This is a genomic window from Sediminibacterium goheungense, assembly GCF_004361915.1.
In the GTDB taxonomy this organism is placed as follows: domain Bacteria; phylum Bacteroidota; class Bacteroidia; order Chitinophagales; family Chitinophagaceae; genus Sediminibacterium; species Sediminibacterium goheungense.
The window spans coordinates 90,637-106,975 of the sequence record NZ_SNWP01000013.1 but is presented as its reverse complement, the minus strand read 5'-3'; the positions used below and the strand labels follow the sequence as shown (position 1 = coordinate 106,975).

At 40.4% G+C, this 16,339-nt stretch carries 16 protein-coding genes; 13 read left to right on the top strand and 3 right to left on the bottom strand.

The window, feature by feature from the left end; genetic code table 11:
* The first annotated feature begins 90 nt into the window (after positions 1-90).
* From BC659_RS14260 to BC659_RS14230, 7 genes are all read left to right on the top strand, one after another.
* Positions 91-1,992, top strand: a complete 1,902-nt coding sequence (locus BC659_RS14260; RefSeq protein ID WP_133475490.1) for a hypothetical protein — start codon at positions 91-93, stop codon at positions 1,990-1,992.
* A gap of 116 nt (positions 1,993-2,108) precedes the next feature.
* Entirely contained in the window at positions 2,109-3,068 is a 960-nt protein-coding gene (locus tag BC659_RS14255) for a hypothetical protein (protein WP_133475489.1), read from the top strand.
* A 46-nt stretch (positions 3,069-3,114) separates the two neighbouring features.
* Positions 3,115-3,822, top strand: coding sequence for a hypothetical protein (locus BC659_RS14250; protein ID WP_133475488.1), 708 nt, complete (start codon positions 3,115-3,117; stop codon positions 3,820-3,822).
* A 16-nt stretch (positions 3,823-3,838) separates the two neighbouring features.
* Complete coding sequence (locus BC659_RS14245) at positions 3,839-4,402, top strand: hypothetical protein (protein ID WP_133475487.1); 564 nt, start codon at positions 3,839-3,841, stop codon at positions 4,400-4,402.
* The gene (locus BC659_RS14240) at positions 4,399-5,826 is read left to right on the top strand and encodes a DUF3943 domain-containing protein (protein ID WP_133475486.1); all 1,428 of its coding nucleotides are present in this window, start codon (positions 4,399-4,401) and stop codon (positions 5,824-5,826) included. The genes BC659_RS14245 and BC659_RS14240 overlap by 4 nt, the downstream gene beginning before the upstream one ends.
* A gap of 143 nt (positions 5,827-5,969) precedes the next feature.
* Positions 5,970-6,836: a hypothetical protein gene (locus BC659_RS14235; protein ID WP_133475485.1), complete on the top strand. Its 867-nt coding sequence runs from the start codon at positions 5,970-5,972 to the stop codon at positions 6,834-6,836.
* A 24-nt stretch (positions 6,837-6,860) separates the two neighbouring features.
* Positions 6,861-7,379: a hypothetical protein gene (locus BC659_RS14230; protein WP_133475484.1), complete on the top strand. Its 519-nt coding sequence runs from the start codon at positions 6,861-6,863 to the stop codon at positions 7,377-7,379.
* Between the two features lie 70 nt (positions 7,380-7,449).
* On the opposite strand, the gene BC659_RS14225 is transcribed toward BC659_RS14230, so the two are convergent.
* Entirely contained in the window at positions 7,450-8,127 is a 678-nt protein-coding gene (locus BC659_RS14225) for a hypothetical protein (RefSeq protein ID WP_133475483.1), read from the bottom strand.
* Positions 8,128-8,323: 196 nt separating this feature from the next.
* Positions 8,324-9,373 (bottom strand): GlxA family transcriptional regulator, encoded by a 1,050-nt coding sequence (locus BC659_RS14220; protein WP_246027151.1) that lies wholly within the window; start codon positions 9,371-9,373, stop codon positions 8,324-8,326.
* 71 nt (positions 9,374-9,444) lie between these two features.
* Here BC659_RS14220 and BC659_RS14215 point away from each other — a divergent pair, with 71 nt between their 5' ends.
* The 6 genes from BC659_RS14215 to BC659_RS14190 all read left to right on the top strand — a co-directional run bounded on the left by BC659_RS14215 (position 9,445) and on the right by BC659_RS14190 (position 13,072).
* A complete protein-coding gene (locus BC659_RS14215; RefSeq protein WP_133475482.1) occupies positions 9,445-9,864 on the top strand; it encodes an SRPBCC family protein in 420 nt (139 codons plus the stop codon).
* A gap of 25 nt (positions 9,865-9,889) precedes the next feature.
* On the top strand, positions 9,890-10,264 hold the full coding sequence (locus BC659_RS14210) for a DoxX family protein (protein ID WP_133475481.1): 375 nt from the start codon (positions 9,890-9,892) through the stop codon (positions 10,262-10,264).
* Positions 10,257-10,628 carry an iron chaperone gene (locus tag BC659_RS14205; RefSeq protein WP_133475480.1) on the top strand — a complete coding sequence of 124 codons (372 nt, stop codon included), beginning with the start codon at positions 10,257-10,259 and terminating at the stop codon, positions 10,626-10,628. Before BC659_RS14210 ends, BC659_RS14205 begins: the two co-directional genes overlap by 8 nt.
* On the top strand, positions 10,625-11,020 hold the full coding sequence (locus BC659_RS14200; RefSeq protein ID WP_133475479.1) for a VOC family protein: 396 nt from the start codon (positions 10,625-10,627) through the stop codon (positions 11,018-11,020). Before BC659_RS14205 ends, BC659_RS14200 begins: the two co-directional genes overlap by 4 nt.
* A 120-nt stretch (positions 11,021-11,140) precedes the next feature.
* Complete coding sequence (locus BC659_RS14195) at positions 11,141-12,346, top strand: exo-beta-N-acetylmuramidase NamZ family protein (protein WP_133475478.1); 1,206 nt, start codon at positions 11,141-11,143, stop codon at positions 12,344-12,346.
* 267 nt (positions 12,347-12,613) lie between these two features.
* On the top strand, positions 12,614-13,072 hold the full coding sequence (locus BC659_RS14190) for a hypothetical protein (RefSeq protein WP_133475477.1): 459 nt from the start codon (positions 12,614-12,616) through the stop codon (positions 13,070-13,072).
* Between the two features lie 108 nt (positions 13,073-13,180).
* Here the strand turns inward: BC659_RS14190 and BC659_RS14185 are convergent, their stop codons facing one another.
* Positions 13,181-16,216: an NHL domain-containing protein gene (locus tag BC659_RS14185; RefSeq protein ID WP_133475476.1), complete on the bottom strand. Its 3,036-nt coding sequence runs from the start codon at positions 16,214-16,216 to the stop codon at positions 13,181-13,183.
* Positions 16,217-16,339 lie beyond the last annotated feature (123 nt).

Here is a 16,339-nt window from a genome sequence, read left to right as displayed (position 1 = left end):
TATCAGCATGAAAAACTATGGCATACGGTTTCCCTAAAACTATGTGGTTATACTTACCAGCCAATTTATATATTCAGTAACTTTCCTGAAATGCTATCGTATTCAATTTTTGCAGGCAGGTTTTGGCACTCCGGTTGCAGGATTGCGGTATTGTTTGCGTGTATAACCTTTGTGTATCCGCAACGAATATATGCCTGGGTATATCCTGAACACAGACTGATTACGATTGCAGCAATTCAAAAGCTATCTTATCAGCAAAGAAATACCTTGAATTTCTTGTGGAGCCTTGCGCAGCAGCAGTATAAGAATCGATTCAGTATTTCAGTAATAGACACTGCAAAAAGTGAAAAAGTTCGGTTACTCGATTTTGCTGCATGGCCTGCTATTGCAGGAGATCATAGTTGTTCTCCTGCTGAAATGCTCCATACAATAACCAATAGTACCTGGATATCAGGGGTAAATGAAGTAGGCGTGAAACTGGGTGAACGATTGCTATCAGCCAAAAATAACAGCCAGCGTTCCAATTATCTCCGGATGTCTGATATGCAGTTGTTAAAAAAAGATGACGCCTATGCAAGTCGCGCAGGGGTAAACAGTGTACACTTTTTATTGCCCAGAAACACTACAGAAATTTCATTGATCCAATATATTCAACAATGTACCAGGAAGGGTGCATCACTCAATGCGATGGGTGTATATACGTATTTTCATCAACTGGCCATGCAGAAACTCTGGAATTACTGGCATGAGTCTGAACAAACACCCGGGCATACTTCTTTACTGATTGCCGCATTGGCCGATGAAGCTTTTGCTATACATTTTCTTCAGGATGCATTTGCTGCCGGACATATTGCTGGTTCCTGGGGTGGGGCTGCATTGCAAAAGGGTACACATGATCATTATAACGAAGAGGGACTTGAAATAGAAACCTGGGCAGGTAAAAGAAAAGTAGTGAAAGGGGATGCTTATATAACAGAAGAGGACATTCAGCTTGTATCCACTGTGGTGAGCCAAAGTCTTACCCAATTGTTTTCCGTTGTACTGAACAGTCAGATGCCATTGGGGCCTGGAGACAGAAATCCCGACGGATTTAATGTTTGTACCAATACAACCATGCCTGATTTTTCGTTTGATACAGCTATGATCAATGAAATGGTATCAATGACCCCTATCCCAGGGCTGGCAAGTGGTGCCGGTTCATTGCCACGTTTCCGGGCTGAACTGGGACCTTTTATTGGCATCAGTACGGGTATCAGCGGGATGTCTGTTTCTGGTGGATTTGGACCTGATCAAAACGAAGCAGGTGCATTGGGCGGTTTGGAAGCCAATATCCGTTTCGGATTGGGATTAGATGGTGTGGTGAACCAATCGGGTGATGGATTGATATTTATTGATGCAGGATGGAAACAGGAATCCTCATCCAGTAACAATATATTTTACAGTGGAGGAGCAGTGGCTACCAATGCCATCACATCTGCCATTCCTGCCCGCTCAGCTTATAATCTTCGTTTACGCATGCCCTTCTGTATCATTCCGGGTGATCTTATTCTGGCAGCACCCGTGCTGGGATTACTGGCACCGAAGCTGTATAAAAAAATGGCCATAGCCGCCGTCAATGGCGGACTTATTCCATGGCAGTCTGCACTTCATACAGGCATAGGGCGTTTTCAGATAATTTTAGGCAGAGAGATGGGTGTTTCATTATATGGACTTCGCTCGCCACGTGATTACCTGATTTTACCTGATAACAATAATCAGGCGATCCTTATTGAATACCGATCTACTAAAATTGAATTCCCTGTTATTGAATACAGACCTTATAAAAGTTTTACAGCCAATCAGTCATCGGGTATTTTATTACAGTTGTATACCGGTACAGATATTCCTCATCGGGTAAGGTTACTGGCTCCTTCAACAGCAACTGCGCCGGCTTTACAGCAGGTTTGGTTTGCGGGGATAAGGGTTTTGTTTAACTGGAGGCGTTATTTGTGAAATAATGAGTGAACATTTAGGGTTGAGGAAGCGCATAAAAGCATCTGTTTACTTATTTATTTCATCTAAAATTCTTATTTTCCAATAACGTTTCGCGCAACAACCAAACCTATGCCATGAGCAAATATTGCAGGTGTTTTAGCCTGATGATACTCATTTTTTTTGCATCCGCATGCACAAATGAAACAGATGAGCAGCCCGGAAATACATCCGGCGAGCGTGATCCGTTTATCGGACATTATGCAGACAATGCTTATGCAAAAAGAAATGAAGGCTGGGACTGGATAGGCATCATCATCAGTAAAGGAGAAGATAGTGCCTATCATATTTCGGTTCGATCGAGAGCTGACCGAAAAAAAGCAACCTGCTTTTTTGATGCAGAAGCAGGAATACTCGATGACAGCACACTACGGGCTGTTGTAAATGGAACCAATATACTATTGGTATTCAAAGATTCATTGTTACAGATACAGCCGGAAAAGCAGGAAGATGCGAATGCACTCTATTATTATTGTTCAGGTGGTGCAAGTTTCGCAGGGAACTACATCAGACAAAAAAATAATCTCGAAGCTTCGCAGATCGACCCTCGCATTTATTCAAAATTTCTCACACTACAGAATATATCTTTCGATGTTACTACACAAAAGAAAGGCTCGCTGGTGTACCTGTTGGTAACACCTTATGGACTTTCCAAAGACACTGCCCGTTTCCGGATTGGTTTAACAGACAGGTATTTGGTAAATGCAGAAATGGAAGACATAAACAGCGACGGTTATCCGGAATTACTAATTTATACAAGAACACGCTCAGCCGAAAAAAAAGGAGATGTGATTGGATTATCAGTGAACAAGGGCCGGTCGATGAGTATGATTTCATTTCCTGATATTCAGGATGATTCAGTGGCATCGAAAGGTTATCAGGGTAAAGATGAATTTGCTGTTGTGGAAAATATCCTTCAACGTAGGTTTACGGTGATAGACAAACAGGGACTTACCAAAACAAGGTACATCAGTTATAAAATGATCAGAGGCGAAGCTGGGTATCAATGGGTACTAAGCAGTATACGAGAAGAATGATAACTGTATGTATCGGTAAGAAATAAAAGATGCAATAAAATATAGTATGGAGGTACATCATCATCACAAGCATGAACAAGGTTCCGGATGGAAGGAAAGTCTGAAAGAGTTTTTTATGTTGTTTCTGGCAGTTTTGTGCGGATTCTTTGCAGAAATGCAGGTGCATAACAGCATAGAACATAAGCAGGAAAGAGAATACATCCATTCCATTCAGGAAGATATCAGTTCCGATATCCGGCAAATGGATCGCTTGCTGGCAGACTGGAGCAGAGCAGAAAAAGGATTAGATACCCTCATCGGTCTATTGTCGGGTGAAGCCATAAAGACCGATTCCAGAGAAGCCTATCGTTTATGGACAAATTATATAGGTTTTGAAGATTTTAGTTATGATGACAGAACCATTCAACAGTTGAAAAATGCAGGGGCGCTAAGGTTGATTGAAGAAAAAGAAGTTGCCAATCAGATCATGCGATACGATCAGGCCATCCGAAAATTTCAGTTGCAAGTAAATGTAATGACAACGGAAGTACTGAGTCAACAATATTATTTCCGCTTATTCGATTTTGTACAATTGAAAAAAAGTACCAATGAACCTGTGCCTTTAACTGCTGCAGGTAAATTACTGTTAACCGAAGCTGTTGGCGAAAGAGCGTTTTATCAACTATCTTTTCGTACCATGCTGGAGTTGTTAAAAGGGGCCAGACTTTCGGCACAAAAAACACTGGACACTATACAAAAAGAATACAAAGATTAAATCAGCCGACACCCTCATGAAAATAGCAGCAAGCATTTTTTTAATTTTCTTTTCTGCGATTCATCTATCTGCTCAAAAAGGGAGGGTGGATATGATAGCCGGTGCTGAACTAGCTTTTCCCACCGGTAATTTTTCGAAAGTATACCAGCCCGGTGGAAGTGCATTGATGAAATGGTTGTTAACAGGTAAGTCGGGTGATCAGGGAAGTTTTAGTATGGGTTTTTATTCATTCAATATCAAAGACGATGTGCTGAATCCGGGTTTTGACTTTTCATCCAGGTATACTATTATACCAGTTTTATTCGGCTACAGAAGGTATATCAACCATTTCTATTCAGAGACGCAGGCCGGAACAGGTATTTATACCATCAAAGTAGCTGCATTGGGACAGAAAGAGCAGCGTACAGATGCGAATTTCACCTGGGCACAAAGTTTTGGTTTCATATGGCCGCATCTGGATGTATCGGTTCGTTATCAGCAGGGTAACCTGAAAGATGCAGGTGTGAATAAGCTCACTATGATAGGTGTAAATGCGAGTTACCGTATTTCATTTTTTAAGAACAGCAAATCAATAAAATGAAGGGGAACAGATATTCATATCATCAATGCCGTTCTGTGATCCTCTGCTTGATGCTGATCATGGCGACTGTTACAGATATGGAAAGGTTATGGGCACAAACATCAGATACAAGCCTCTTTAATCCGGCGAAACAGGATATTATTATCGGACACAAAAGAGCTGTGAGAGGTGTTACAGAGCTGCTGGTAACACAGGCTGTACCATGGTCTATCAACCGCTTTGTGCGTAAAGCAGATTTTGCCAAAATATCCTTCAAAAGTCTGTCACATAATGTACAACCATCTTCCTGGGAGTGGGACGATAATTCTTTTCAAACCAATCAGTTTGCGCATCCTTTTCATGGCAATCTTTACTTCAATACCCTGCGAACCAATGGCTATAATTTCTGGGGATCAGCACCTGCCGCTTTTGCAGGTAGTTTGTTTTGGGAAGTAGCAGGCGAAACACATGTGCCTGCCCCCAACGATTTTATCAATACAAGTCTGGGAGGGATATCACTGGGCGAAATGACTTTTCGTTTATCAAATGCGCTGATCGATCCGTCTGCACGGGGTTTTAAAAGAACCACGCAGGAAATTCTCGGCCTGCTGTTGAATCCGGTGAATGGCTTAAACAGGATAATCGACAGAAAGTGGGGAAGGGTACAACCCTTTTCATCGCAGCAGGTAAGACCCAAACTGGTACACACATTTATGGATTATGGGGGCAGATTTTTTAGTGAGAAAACAAAAGACTTTTTTAAGCGCAGGGGTAATAATGAATTCTATCTGCGCCTGAGGGTGTTATATGGTAATGCCAATGAAGCCTCTAAAATACCGTTCAGTAGTTTTGCAGTAACTGCAGAAGCGGGTGCAGCTGATTCAGGTTATATCAATACACTCGCTGTTACGGGTTATCTGCGTCGGTGGAAGATGAGATCAACGGATAAGGCAAGCCATATGGGCGTTATCAGTATGAACTACGATTTTCTGAAAAACAATGCTTTTGAATATGGAGCACAAAGTTTTCGCTATAGCATTATCTCCGACTGGAAAACAAAGAATCCCAGAAATCAGTTAAAAACAACAGCAGGAGGAAGTTTGATTGTACTCGCTGCTGTTCCGGATGTATACCTTTATTATGGCGAAGGCAGAAATTATGATTATGGCCCCGGTATCGGTTATCATGCCGGTACGGAAATGAGTTTCAATAAAAAGTTTTTTTATAGCCTTCAATACCGGGGAGGCTGGTTTAAAACATTAAATGGGAACCGTTCTGATTTTTTTCTGAACACCGTAACCAATGAGTTTAGGTTAGAACCCAGGGATAATCTTTTTTTTACACTTGAATTGGGACACTTTAGTTTACAAGGTAATTATCAGAACTATCCTGACTTTACCAGGTCCTATCCCTTTTTGAGATATTCAACCGGATTCAGGTTTTAAAAAATAGATATGGAGGAATCAGGAAATGCATAAAGGGTATTCAAACATGAACATATGATACGACCCGTAAAAGAATTTTTTATATTTAATGCATAGGCTTATTACCTGAATGGTATCAGGTACCCTATTTTAAAATGTACATCATGAAAAAGATCATCGGAACATTACTGTTTTTTTTATTTTTTCTTTCTGTCATCGCACAAACCAATAACAACAGCGATGTGGTACTAAAAATCAATGGTGATGAAATGGTAGGTAAGGTAACCGAAATCAATGATGCGGATATCAAATTCGTGTATAAAGGCGAAACCCTTGTATACACCATCAAAAAAGCCGATATCCTTAAAATTACCTATGCCAGTGGCCGTATAGAATTTATTAATAAACCGGCATTGCCATCTCAAACAGCGAATACCACACCTGGGAATGCCAATCCCAAACCCGTAGTAGTCTCAGGACTAGGCGATCACCACAATAAAGTAGCCATTCTGCCTTTCTCTTATCTGATTGATAAGCAGGATGCGGGTGAGCAGATGACATATGCTGTTCAGAATGAAGCTTTTTCTTTTTTGTCGAAACATGCGGGTATGCTCGAGTTACAATCTACCAATACAACCAATGCACTGCTGATTAAAGCGGGTGTAAACAGTGGCAATATCCGTGGATTTACCATGGGTGAAATCTGTGATGTATTGGGAGTAGAATTTGTATTACAGGGATCTATCAGACAGGATAAAACAAGTGCCAGCAATATCAGTTCTGGTTCAAGTACAGTTAAGCTGAACAATAACAATAATAAAAATGTCATTGGTTCCATTAACGGAAGATCGTCTTATAGCGGGTATAGTACTTCAGTTCAGAATTACAGTACATCTGTTACCATGAGTGTATTCAATGACAAGGGAGAAAACCTCTTCAGCCAGGATCACCAGAGTTTCTGGAGCAGTGATAATGCTTACAAGATCACATTACAGTACTTATTGAAACGCACTCCTTTGTATAAGAAATAAATCAAAACCTGATAAAAGACCTATATGAAAAAAATAACAATACTGATATGTCTGCTGGTAAGTGCTTTTATGGTGCATGCCCAGGAAAGCCGGTGGCATTTGCAGATAAGTCCTGAACTTGCCTTGCCAACAGGTGATTTCGGAAAAGTGGTAAACACCGGATTGGGCGCCAATGTAAAAGGTATGTATCTGCTCAAAACAAGAGATTATCTAACACTTACGGCAGGCTACCAATACTTTAAGGTAAAAACACTGGTGGGGGGTGTTTCATCGGGTTATCATATTGTTCCATTGCTGTTCGGGTATCGGAAAACCTATAAAAAACTATTTTTTGAAAGTCAGGTAGGTCTGGGTTTCTATACACTGAAAGCAAAAAGTACAGTAGGAACGGCTACTGACAGTAATACCGGTTTTACCTGGTCACAATCATTTGGACATGATTTCGGGAGCCTGGAACTACAGTTACGTTACCAGCAGGGTAACTTCAATAAAGATCATGTGGGTATGGTAGGTGTGGGATTGAATTATCATTTCGATTTTTAATAAACACCTTTATAAACCCGGAACGCATGTAAGCCAGGATATTTTTTCTCCCTGAGCTTGTGTAAGATGTTTATTTAACCGCATAATTGTACAAATCAGGCTTTACTGATACAAAATGTTTCGATTCAAAAAAATAATTGACCATTGCTAGCGCATCGGCTTTCGAATTTTTTGTGGCTTTCAGCATGAACACATTAGGGGATGAGCTGACGTATGGCAATAGTTCTGTTTTTGTTTCAGCTACCAGTTGGTACAAATCAGCAAGTTTGTTCGTATCTGCTACTTCTACGGAAAAAATATCGCTATAGATAGTTATACAAGTAAAGCCCAGCATTAGCCCAAATCTGGTAAAACGATCGTTGCAATCATTTGTTTTCATGGTATAATGGGCATAACTCACTATGGGGCTTTTTTGCATTTTCGCAATAAAAGCTGCTATTGCTGAGCAGGTTTTAGGTGTATTAAATTTCAGCACAGCAAAATCTTTTCCCAAAAGCTTGTAATTATACTGCTGATCGAATTCGGCTTCAGCTGATATGAATTTCCTTATCTCAGACTCATTATATATGCTGTCGAAGCCCAGCATGATGTAGTCATTGGATAATTCGCCAATCAAATTAGCCACATTATTAGGATAGTAATACCCTTTAAAATTGCAGAATCTGTCAGCCTCATTATACATGTCGTCTTTACCACAACCGATAAATACCAGGAAAAATAATAATAAGGAAAACGGCGATTTACGCATGATATTATTTCAGGACTGGATGAGGAAATCTAACGGGGGATATATAAAGATACCTAAAATATTTGAAAAAATATCATCCATATTGCTGCGCAGAAAAGGGATGTTTTGAGACATTGATTATCAAATACATAGCCAAAAAGGGAGCGGCTAATGATCTGTTATCAGATATCTTCTCCATTACAAAAATCTCGGTTGATTAAATTTCAGCCACTGTTTTCACAAACCTGTTCCTGTATTCAATCGGTGTTAAGCCGGTCAGTTTTTTAAAGATATCGCGAAAAGCCTTGGTGTCTGTATACCCCACATCATACATTACCTGGGTTACATTTTTTCTAGAGCTTTCAAAATGTTTTTTAGCGGCTTCAATTCGCACACGTTGCAGGTACTCAATCGGGGCATTACTGGTAGCTTGCTTAAACCTTCTTTCAAAAGTTCTTCGTCCGGTATTGATCATTTCAGCCAGTTGCTCAATGCTGAGTTTTTCTTCATAATTCTTCTCAATAAAATCCTGTACCCTTTGTATCTCTGTGTCTGTATGGTTACGCTGGCCTCTGAAGATGGCGAACTGGGCCTGGCTATCGCGGCCAATATCCAGGGCAAAATATTTGGAGATCATAACCGCAGTTTCTTTATCCGAGAACTTTTCTATCAGGTATAAAACCAGGTTCCATAAACTGCTGGCACCACCACTGCTGTAGATATTTTCATATTCCGTAATGATGGCCCCGTCTTCTACTTCTATTTCCGGATATTTTTCCCTGAATTCGCTGATATAGGCCCAGTGTGTAGAACATTTCTTACCATTCAATAAACCCGTTTCTGCCAAAAGAAAAGCACCAATACAGAGGCTTGCCAGACTGGTACCCTGCTTATATAGTTTTGTAAAATAGGGGATGGCTTCTGCATTGGCTTCAATGCCCCGGGCGGTATCTCCAAAAGTAGGCGGAATGATCAACAGATCAGTTTGCTCCACCTGTTTCAATAAGCGGTCTGTCTTAATCGTGTATTCCCCGTTATTGGCAGGAACATGGGTATGAAGCCCCACATATTCTACTTCAAATACAGGCTCTTTGCCAAATGCCGTCAGGAATTCATTAGCCGTATGAAATGACCTGAAAGGGGGTGTAATGGCTTCGATAACACCATATTCGGGAACAAAAACAGATACACGCATGGCTGGCTCTATTATATCTAACAATAAAAATAATCCAATGTCATAATCCACCCCTAAACTTGTCGTTTTCAAGTATTGCAATCTAAGGATGGGTGATACATCTTTGCAGGGTCAATCAACAATCCATCAATAAACTTAAGAAAATGAGCACAAACACAAAAATTACCATATCAGCCCAGGTAGCAGCACCGGTTCAGAAAGTATGGGATGCATGGAACAATCCTGAAGACATAAAGGTATGGAATACGGCACATCCAGACTGGCATTGTCCGAGTAGTGAAAATGACCTGCGTACCGGCGGTTCTTTTAAACACAGGATGGAAGCCAGAGATGGTAGTTTCGGATTTGATTTCGGAGGGGTATATGATCTGGTGGTACCCAACAAAGAAATCAGCTATACCATGGCCGATGGCAGACAGGTTACCACGCTTTTTGAAGAAAAAGAAAACCAGGTGCTGATTACCACCACTTTTGATGCTGAGGCTGAAAACCCGGTCGAGGTTCAACAGCAGGGCTGGCAGGCCATTCTGAACAATTTTGTTCAATATGTCACGAACAAATAATAGACCCACCTTAAAACACCTCATCATGAAACGCAACAAAATCATCTTCTGGATCGCTACCATTATCATTGTTTTATGGGAAGGCGTGATGCCATTGTCAACTGTATTGTTTATGCCGGAATATGTGAACGCAGGCACCAAGCCCCTCGGTTACCCGGATTATTTCGCCTATACATTGATTGTCTGCAAAGTACTGGGTGCAACTGCGATTGCTATTACCCGACTACCCGCTAAACTGAGAGAGTGGGCCTATGCAGGTCTCAGTTTCAACCTGTTGTTTGCGGTCATCAGTCATATGATGGTAGATGGTAACATCGGCTTTATACTGATGCCGGTGGTAGTAGGTGTGATTTTATTTATATCCTATCGTTTTCAACCTCAAGCAGTGCAACATGGCTAAAACCAATTACCAGCATATTGATGAATACCATGCTGCATTCAGCGGAGAAGCTTTGCAAAGAATGCAGAAGATCAGAAAGATGATCAGAAAACTGGTCCCGGATGTAGAAGAATGTATTAGTTATCAGATACCCTGTTTCAAGTATAAGGGTTACCTGATTTATTATGCAGCATTCGATAAGCATATTACCCTGTCGCACCCATTTAGTCAGGCATTGCTCGAACATTTCAAAGAGCAGCTAAAGCATTATAAAGTAAGTAAAGCCGCCATACAGATTCCGAACAAGGAACCCTTACCAGAGAAACTGATACAGGATTTACTATTGTTCCGGAAAAAGGAAAATGAAACAAAAGCCAACAAATGAATACACCTGTAACCCATACAGGAAGTGGTGTGTTTCTTACATTCAGTGGTAACTGCCGCGAGGCATTTACGCTGTATCATGCCTGTTTTGGCGGCGACCTGGTTATTGAAGACTTTACACAAAAAATTGGCACCTATGCAGACAGACCCGTTATAAGGGCAGTATTACACTCGCCAATAGTAACGATACAGGGTTCTGATCTGGTGTATCATGAAGGGAGAAGGGTAGGTAACTATATGGCAGTACTGATCCTGTGTAGGAGTTGTGAAGAAAGAAAACATTTTATCGTGCAATTGTATGATTATGAAAATACCCTAGTTGTAATGGAAGACCAGGAACCGCTGATAGAAATCATTGACAGGTTTGATGTACGGTGGATGTTTGCTATTTGAGTGTTCCTGTTTATAGAAAGCCACCAATGTACAGACTGGTTCAGGTAATCTGTGCATTGGTGGCTTTACAATTCGCCTCCTTTAGAATTGTACTTATATTTAACCTTCAATTGCCCTTATATGAAGAAATGGATAGTACCGTTTGTTTGCCTGTTTATATTCAGTAATCTGCCATCATTTGCAGCGGATGCAATAAATGCCAAATCCATTCGCACCGGTGCCGACCAGACGGAGAAGTACCTGCCATTCTTAAAAGGAAAGCGTGTTGCCATATTGGCTAACCCCACCACCATTATTGGTAAAGTGCATCTGGTAGACAGCCTGCATAAGCTTGGGGTGAATATCGTAAAAGTATTTGGTCCTGAGCATGGTTTTCGTGGTAATGCCAGTGCGGGGGTAGAAGTTGCTGATGAGAAAGATAGGGCAACCGGTATTCCGATTATTTCACTCTATGGAAAGAAAAACAAACCCAGTAAAGAAGATCTTGCAGATGTTGATATCATGATCTACGATATACAGGATGTAGGCGTTCGCTTTTATACCAATATCAATGCACTCTCGCGTTTAATGGAAGCTTGTGCAGATAATGGAAAAGAATTACTCATACTCGACCGCCCCAATCCGAATGGCTACCTGGTAGATGGTCCGGTATTGGATATGAAATACAGATCGGGTATCGGTATGTTTCCCATACCGATGTCGCACGGCCTAACAGTGGCTGAGTTTGCACAGATGGCCAATGGGGAAGGATGGCTGGCCAATAAAGTAAAATGCAGCCTGCGTATTGTTCCTGTGGCCAATTATAACCACGATATGCCTTATACATTGCCTGTAAAACCATCTCCCAATTTAAATACACAGCAGGCCATCCTGTTATATCCATCCACCTGTATGTTTGAAGGGGTATACCTTAACCATGGCCGTGGTACCATGTATCCGTTTACGGTGCTGGGTAGTCCGGAACTGAAAGGTATTTATTCGTTTTCTTACACCCCCACCAGCATCAAGGGTATGGCAGAGAAACCTTTGTTTATGGATCAGGAATGTTATGGACTCGATCTGCGTAACTATGATGTAGAGAAATTAAGAAAGAGTAAAAAAATCAATATCGGCTGGATCATGGAGCTCTATAAAGCACATCCTTTCAAAGAGAAGTTTTTTGAAAGACTGAGTGATCAGATGAATTCTATAGAAGTGCAGATTGGTGTGGGCGAATTCAGACAACAAATAATCAATGGCGTTTCAGAAGAAGAAATCCGTAAAAGCTGGGAGCCGGGGTTGAGTGCCTATAAGGAAATGCGGAAGAAATATTTATTGTATCCGTAAACTTTTTAGCAACAATAGCATTTTTCATCCTTTTGCTGGTTGATGTTTTATTTAATTTTTCAACTGAAACAATATTTGCGGTTTAGCCTTGATGCGAGAGTAGTGATTTTTTTATATTAATTAATATTATATATTTGCCGTGCAACCAAATTTTGCCAACAAACTACTGTTATGGTTATGAAGAAGGCCTTTATGAGGTGGTTATTGACTGCCTGTTTTATTTTGTTTTGTTCCTCAGATTTATTTTCTCAATTAGAACTTTCGCATATGCTTCCCCGCAGAGGGAATAAATATGGGCTGGGATATGGTGCGATATTAAAATTTGCATTCCCATCCGGTGAAGCTGATTTTATTACGATGGAAACGGGGGTTAAGTTGTTTTTTGAAAAGGAATCCACCAGTTATGGGGTTGGATATATTCCTGTAAAAGTAGGATATAAGTACACTTTTAACCGCGAAGGAACTGGTATATATGCGGAGCCGCAATTAGGCTTTAATGTATATGGTGCAGAAAGTTATTACGATAATGCTGAAGGAAATGTGGATATTAAATTTAATGGGGTAGTGGGAGGTGCTGCATTTGGTTTTCTTTTTCAACCAGACAGGGCCGGGCGTCAGATTGATCTTGCTACTTACATCGAATCTTTTTCATCAAAGAAAGCAAGCGGTGTTTCAATAGGTCTCAGGTTTACTTATAATTTCACAGTTGGGGGATCACGGTATTGATGATCGCAAATGACCAATAGATGCTGTATTCTTCACTCTGTGTTTAAGTCGTAGATATTTCGGTAATCATATTCATTTCGTACAATCAAATAGGAATATATCGTAGTATTATCTTATCACGGTAACAGAGCCGGTAAAGTATGGTCTTCCGCTTTTTGAATCTATGATATAGTAATACACACCAATCGGTACAGGTTTTCCATTCATTGTTCCATCCCATTCCTTGCTGTAACCAGTCGATCGGAAAACGATCTGTCCATTTCTGTTGAAAATCCGGATATCAGCATTGGGATAGCTGATTAAATATTTTATTTTCCAGGTATCATGGATGCCATCACCATTTGGCGAAAATACATTTGGGATAATGGGTGTTTTAAAAACGGTTATAGCAATGCTATCTGTTACACTGCAGGAGCCAGGACCAGTTAAGGTAAGAAAATAGGTTATATCATTAGTGGGTGTACTGATAGGCGATGCGATGGTAGTATTATTGAGATACGTAGACGGTGACCAACGGAAAAGTAAAGAATTGCCATAATAGTATTTTGGTTCAAGGGAAATCTTCCCCCCTTCAAGTACCCCGTTATTATTCTGCATAATGAGTTTGGGGAAGGGATGCACTACGATTTGTTGTTTAGCCGTATCACTTACACAGCCATATTGATCAAAAAAGTAAAACTGGGTGTAGGTGAGCCCGGAATCGGTATAGCGATAAGTAGGATCTTTTACAAAAGAGCTATCATTATTTTTAAAACTCCAATGATAAGAACGGATAGATGAAACTGCTGGGTCAACTAGTCCTGTATACTTAATTTCTTCTCCAACACATACTTCATTTGCAGTAGTAGTTAATCTTGCTTTTGGCTGTGGATAGACTGTATTCAAAGATTGAGAAAGTGAGTCTTTACAACCTTCTTTGGATGTTACGGTCAGTTTTATAATAAAAGGTCCTGTTGATGAAAAGGTATGTGATGGGGATTGTAATGATGAAACATTGCTATTATCACCGAAGCTCCACAGATACTTGAATTCATTTTCTGATTGATCGATAATGGTGGATGTATTTATGAATCTACCATTACCAGCAGGTAAGCAAATAACAGGCATAGTAAATGAAACAGATGGTATGGGAGCTACTTTAATAGTAAATGAAGTTGTTAAGCTTCCACAAACATTATTATTAATTGTATAATTAACGGATGTTATACCATATGAAATTCCATTCGCCAGACCATTGGGAGATATAGAAAGCACAGATGGATTATTACTACTCCAAACGCCATTACTGGTAGCATTACTCAATTGAGCACTTGAATTTTTACATATTAATGAAGGACCTGTAATAGGCGTAATAGCTGGTAAAGATTTAACAGTAACCAGCATGGAAGATTGATTGCTGCATCCTGATGCTGTTACACTGTATTGAATGGTACTGTTACCTTCTGAAACACCTGTTATTTCACCATTTGCATTAATAGTAGCCACCGCTGGATTAGATGAACTCCAGGTGCCACCGGTAGTATTATTACTGACAACTATTTTTGAAGAAGCACATAGTTCTGTAGGGCCTGTAATAGACTGTATATTGGGTGTAGGATTAACGGTGATTGACTTTGTTAAAGTAGAAGTGCCACATGTATTCGTTGCAACATAGCTGATAATAGTGCTGCCAGGTGCTATTGCGGTTACCTTACCTGATGCATCAACAGATGCAATACCTGAATTGCTACTGCTCCAGTTACCCATTGGGGTAGTTGTATTTAATGTGGTGGATAATCCTTCGCAAATGGTTGAGGCTCCTGTTATGGGAGATGCAGTAGGAGGCCCGGTAATGGTTATGGCTAATGGTGCCGATACAACACAAGTACCAATGGTTTTATTATAACTGGCAACTGTTTTCCCCGCTGCGATTCCTGTTATTTTTCCCGAAGCATCAATCGATGCAATGGAAGGATTATCGATGCTCCAACTACCACCTGCTGTGGTATTTGAAAGTAAAGTGTTGGAGCCAATACAAATTTCCTGAATACCTGTTGTTTGTGCAATTTGCCCACAGATAGATACTTTTCTGATGGCTGAATTACTAAGCGATCCGGTGGAAAAAATAATATTACCACTTGGGTCTAATGCCAACATCCAGGGATCAGCTAAACGTGCAGCAGTAGCCGGCCCTCCATCTCCTGTGTAGCCATATACACCTATTCCTGCAATCGTGGAGATTATTCCTGCATTATCAATTTTACGAATGGTATTATTGAGCTGATCACTTATGTAAAGGTTGCCGGAGTGATCAGATACAACACTTACCGGAATATTCATAGTGGCATCTGTGGCGAGGCCACCATTGCCGGTATATCCTTTTACCGATGTTCCGGAAATGGTACTTATAATGCCAGCAGTATTGATTTTCCTGATACAATGATTTCTGGAATCAGGAATATAAATATTCCCGTCCTTGTCAATATGAACAGCATAGGGCCAGTTAAGTTCTGCCTTAATGGCTGGCCCGCCATCACCAGAAAAACCTCCTGTAAAAGCTTGCGGAGAAACTGCTTTTACAGGATCACCTGCAACGGTTAATAAGATACCAGAGGTATTCACTTTTCTGATCTGGTGCCGACTTGCACAGGATAAATAAAGATTTCCTGCCTGATCAACTGCTAAACCTGAAACAGCATCAAGATATGCATCTAGCGCCGGTGTACCGTCTGGTGAATAGCTGAATCTGGTTGTTTGTCCTGCTACAGTACTGATAATTCCCTGACTGCTTATTTTTCGGACGACCAGATTATTCTGGTCTGTAAAATAAATATTATCTGATGCATCAATAGCAAGCCATGTAGGTGCTTTTAGTTTAGCATTTATAGCCAATCCACCATCTCCAGAATATCCGGATTGACCAGTAGTGCCAGCAAAAACAGTGATAATACCATTTACATCTATTTTTCTGATAACAGAATGGGCATAGTCATCAAAGTAAATATTTCCTGCTTTGTCAATAACCAGCCCACGTGGGTCTGCTAAGTTAGCGGCGGTTGCAGGGCCCCCATTACCTGTGGATCCATATGAATTATTACCTGCAATAGTGGAAATTAGTTGAGCGTGAACATGTTCAGTAAATAAAACATTGACACAAAAAAACAAGGAAAATATTGTGTAAATTTTTAAACGAATCACTTAAATTATCGGTAATTAGAAATTGCATGTAAGATATGTTTTTTATATATAAAAAACATATCTGATAGCTTGTCGGTCTTGTCTTTTCCT

What these genes read in the sequence shown, in the direction of transcription:
- BC659_RS14200 (WP_133475479.1), top strand. Translation starts at nt 10,625, where the DNA reads ATGAATACACCTGTAACCCATACAGGAAGTGGTGTGTTTCTTACATTC.
- BC659_RS14260 (WP_133475490.1), top strand. Translation starts at nt 91, where the DNA reads ATGCTATCGTATTCAATTTTTGCAGGCAGGTTTTGGCACTCCGGTTGC.
- BC659_RS14205 (WP_133475480.1), top strand. Translation starts at nt 10,257, where the DNA reads ATGGCTAAAACCAATTACCAGCATATTGATGAATACCATGCTGCATTC.
- BC659_RS14225 (WP_133475483.1), bottom strand. Translation starts at nt 8,127, where the DNA reads ATGCGTAAATCGCCGTTTTCCTTATTATTATTTTTCCTGGTATTTATC.
- BC659_RS14250 (WP_133475488.1), top strand. Translation starts at nt 3,115, where the DNA reads ATGGAGGTACATCATCATCACAAGCATGAACAAGGTTCCGGATGGAAG.
- BC659_RS14245 (WP_133475487.1), top strand. Translation starts at nt 3,839, where the DNA reads ATGAAAATAGCAGCAAGCATTTTTTTAATTTTCTTTTCTGCGATTCAT.
- BC659_RS14235 (WP_133475485.1), top strand. Translation starts at nt 5,970, where the DNA reads ATGAAAAAGATCATCGGAACATTACTGTTTTTTTTATTTTTTCTTTCT.
- BC659_RS14195 (WP_133475478.1), top strand. Translation starts at nt 11,141, where the DNA reads ATGAAGAAATGGATAGTACCGTTTGTTTGCCTGTTTATATTCAGTAAT.
- BC659_RS14215 (WP_133475482.1), top strand. Translation starts at nt 9,445, where the DNA reads ATGAGCACAAACACAAAAATTACCATATCAGCCCAGGTAGCAGCACCG.
- BC659_RS14210 (WP_133475481.1), top strand. Translation starts at nt 9,890, where the DNA reads ATGAAACGCAACAAAATCATCTTCTGGATCGCTACCATTATCATTGTT.
- BC659_RS14230 (WP_133475484.1), top strand. Translation starts at nt 6,861, where the DNA reads ATGAAAAAAATAACAATACTGATATGTCTGCTGGTAAGTGCTTTTATG.
- BC659_RS14190 (WP_133475477.1), top strand. Translation starts at nt 12,614, where the DNA reads ATGCTTCCCCGCAGAGGGAATAAATATGGGCTGGGATATGGTGCGATA.
- BC659_RS14255 (WP_133475489.1), top strand. Translation starts at nt 2,109, where the DNA reads ATGAGCAAATATTGCAGGTGTTTTAGCCTGATGATACTCATTTTTTTT.
- BC659_RS14240 (WP_133475486.1), top strand. Translation starts at nt 4,399, where the DNA reads ATGAAGGGGAACAGATATTCATATCATCAATGCCGTTCTGTGATCCTC.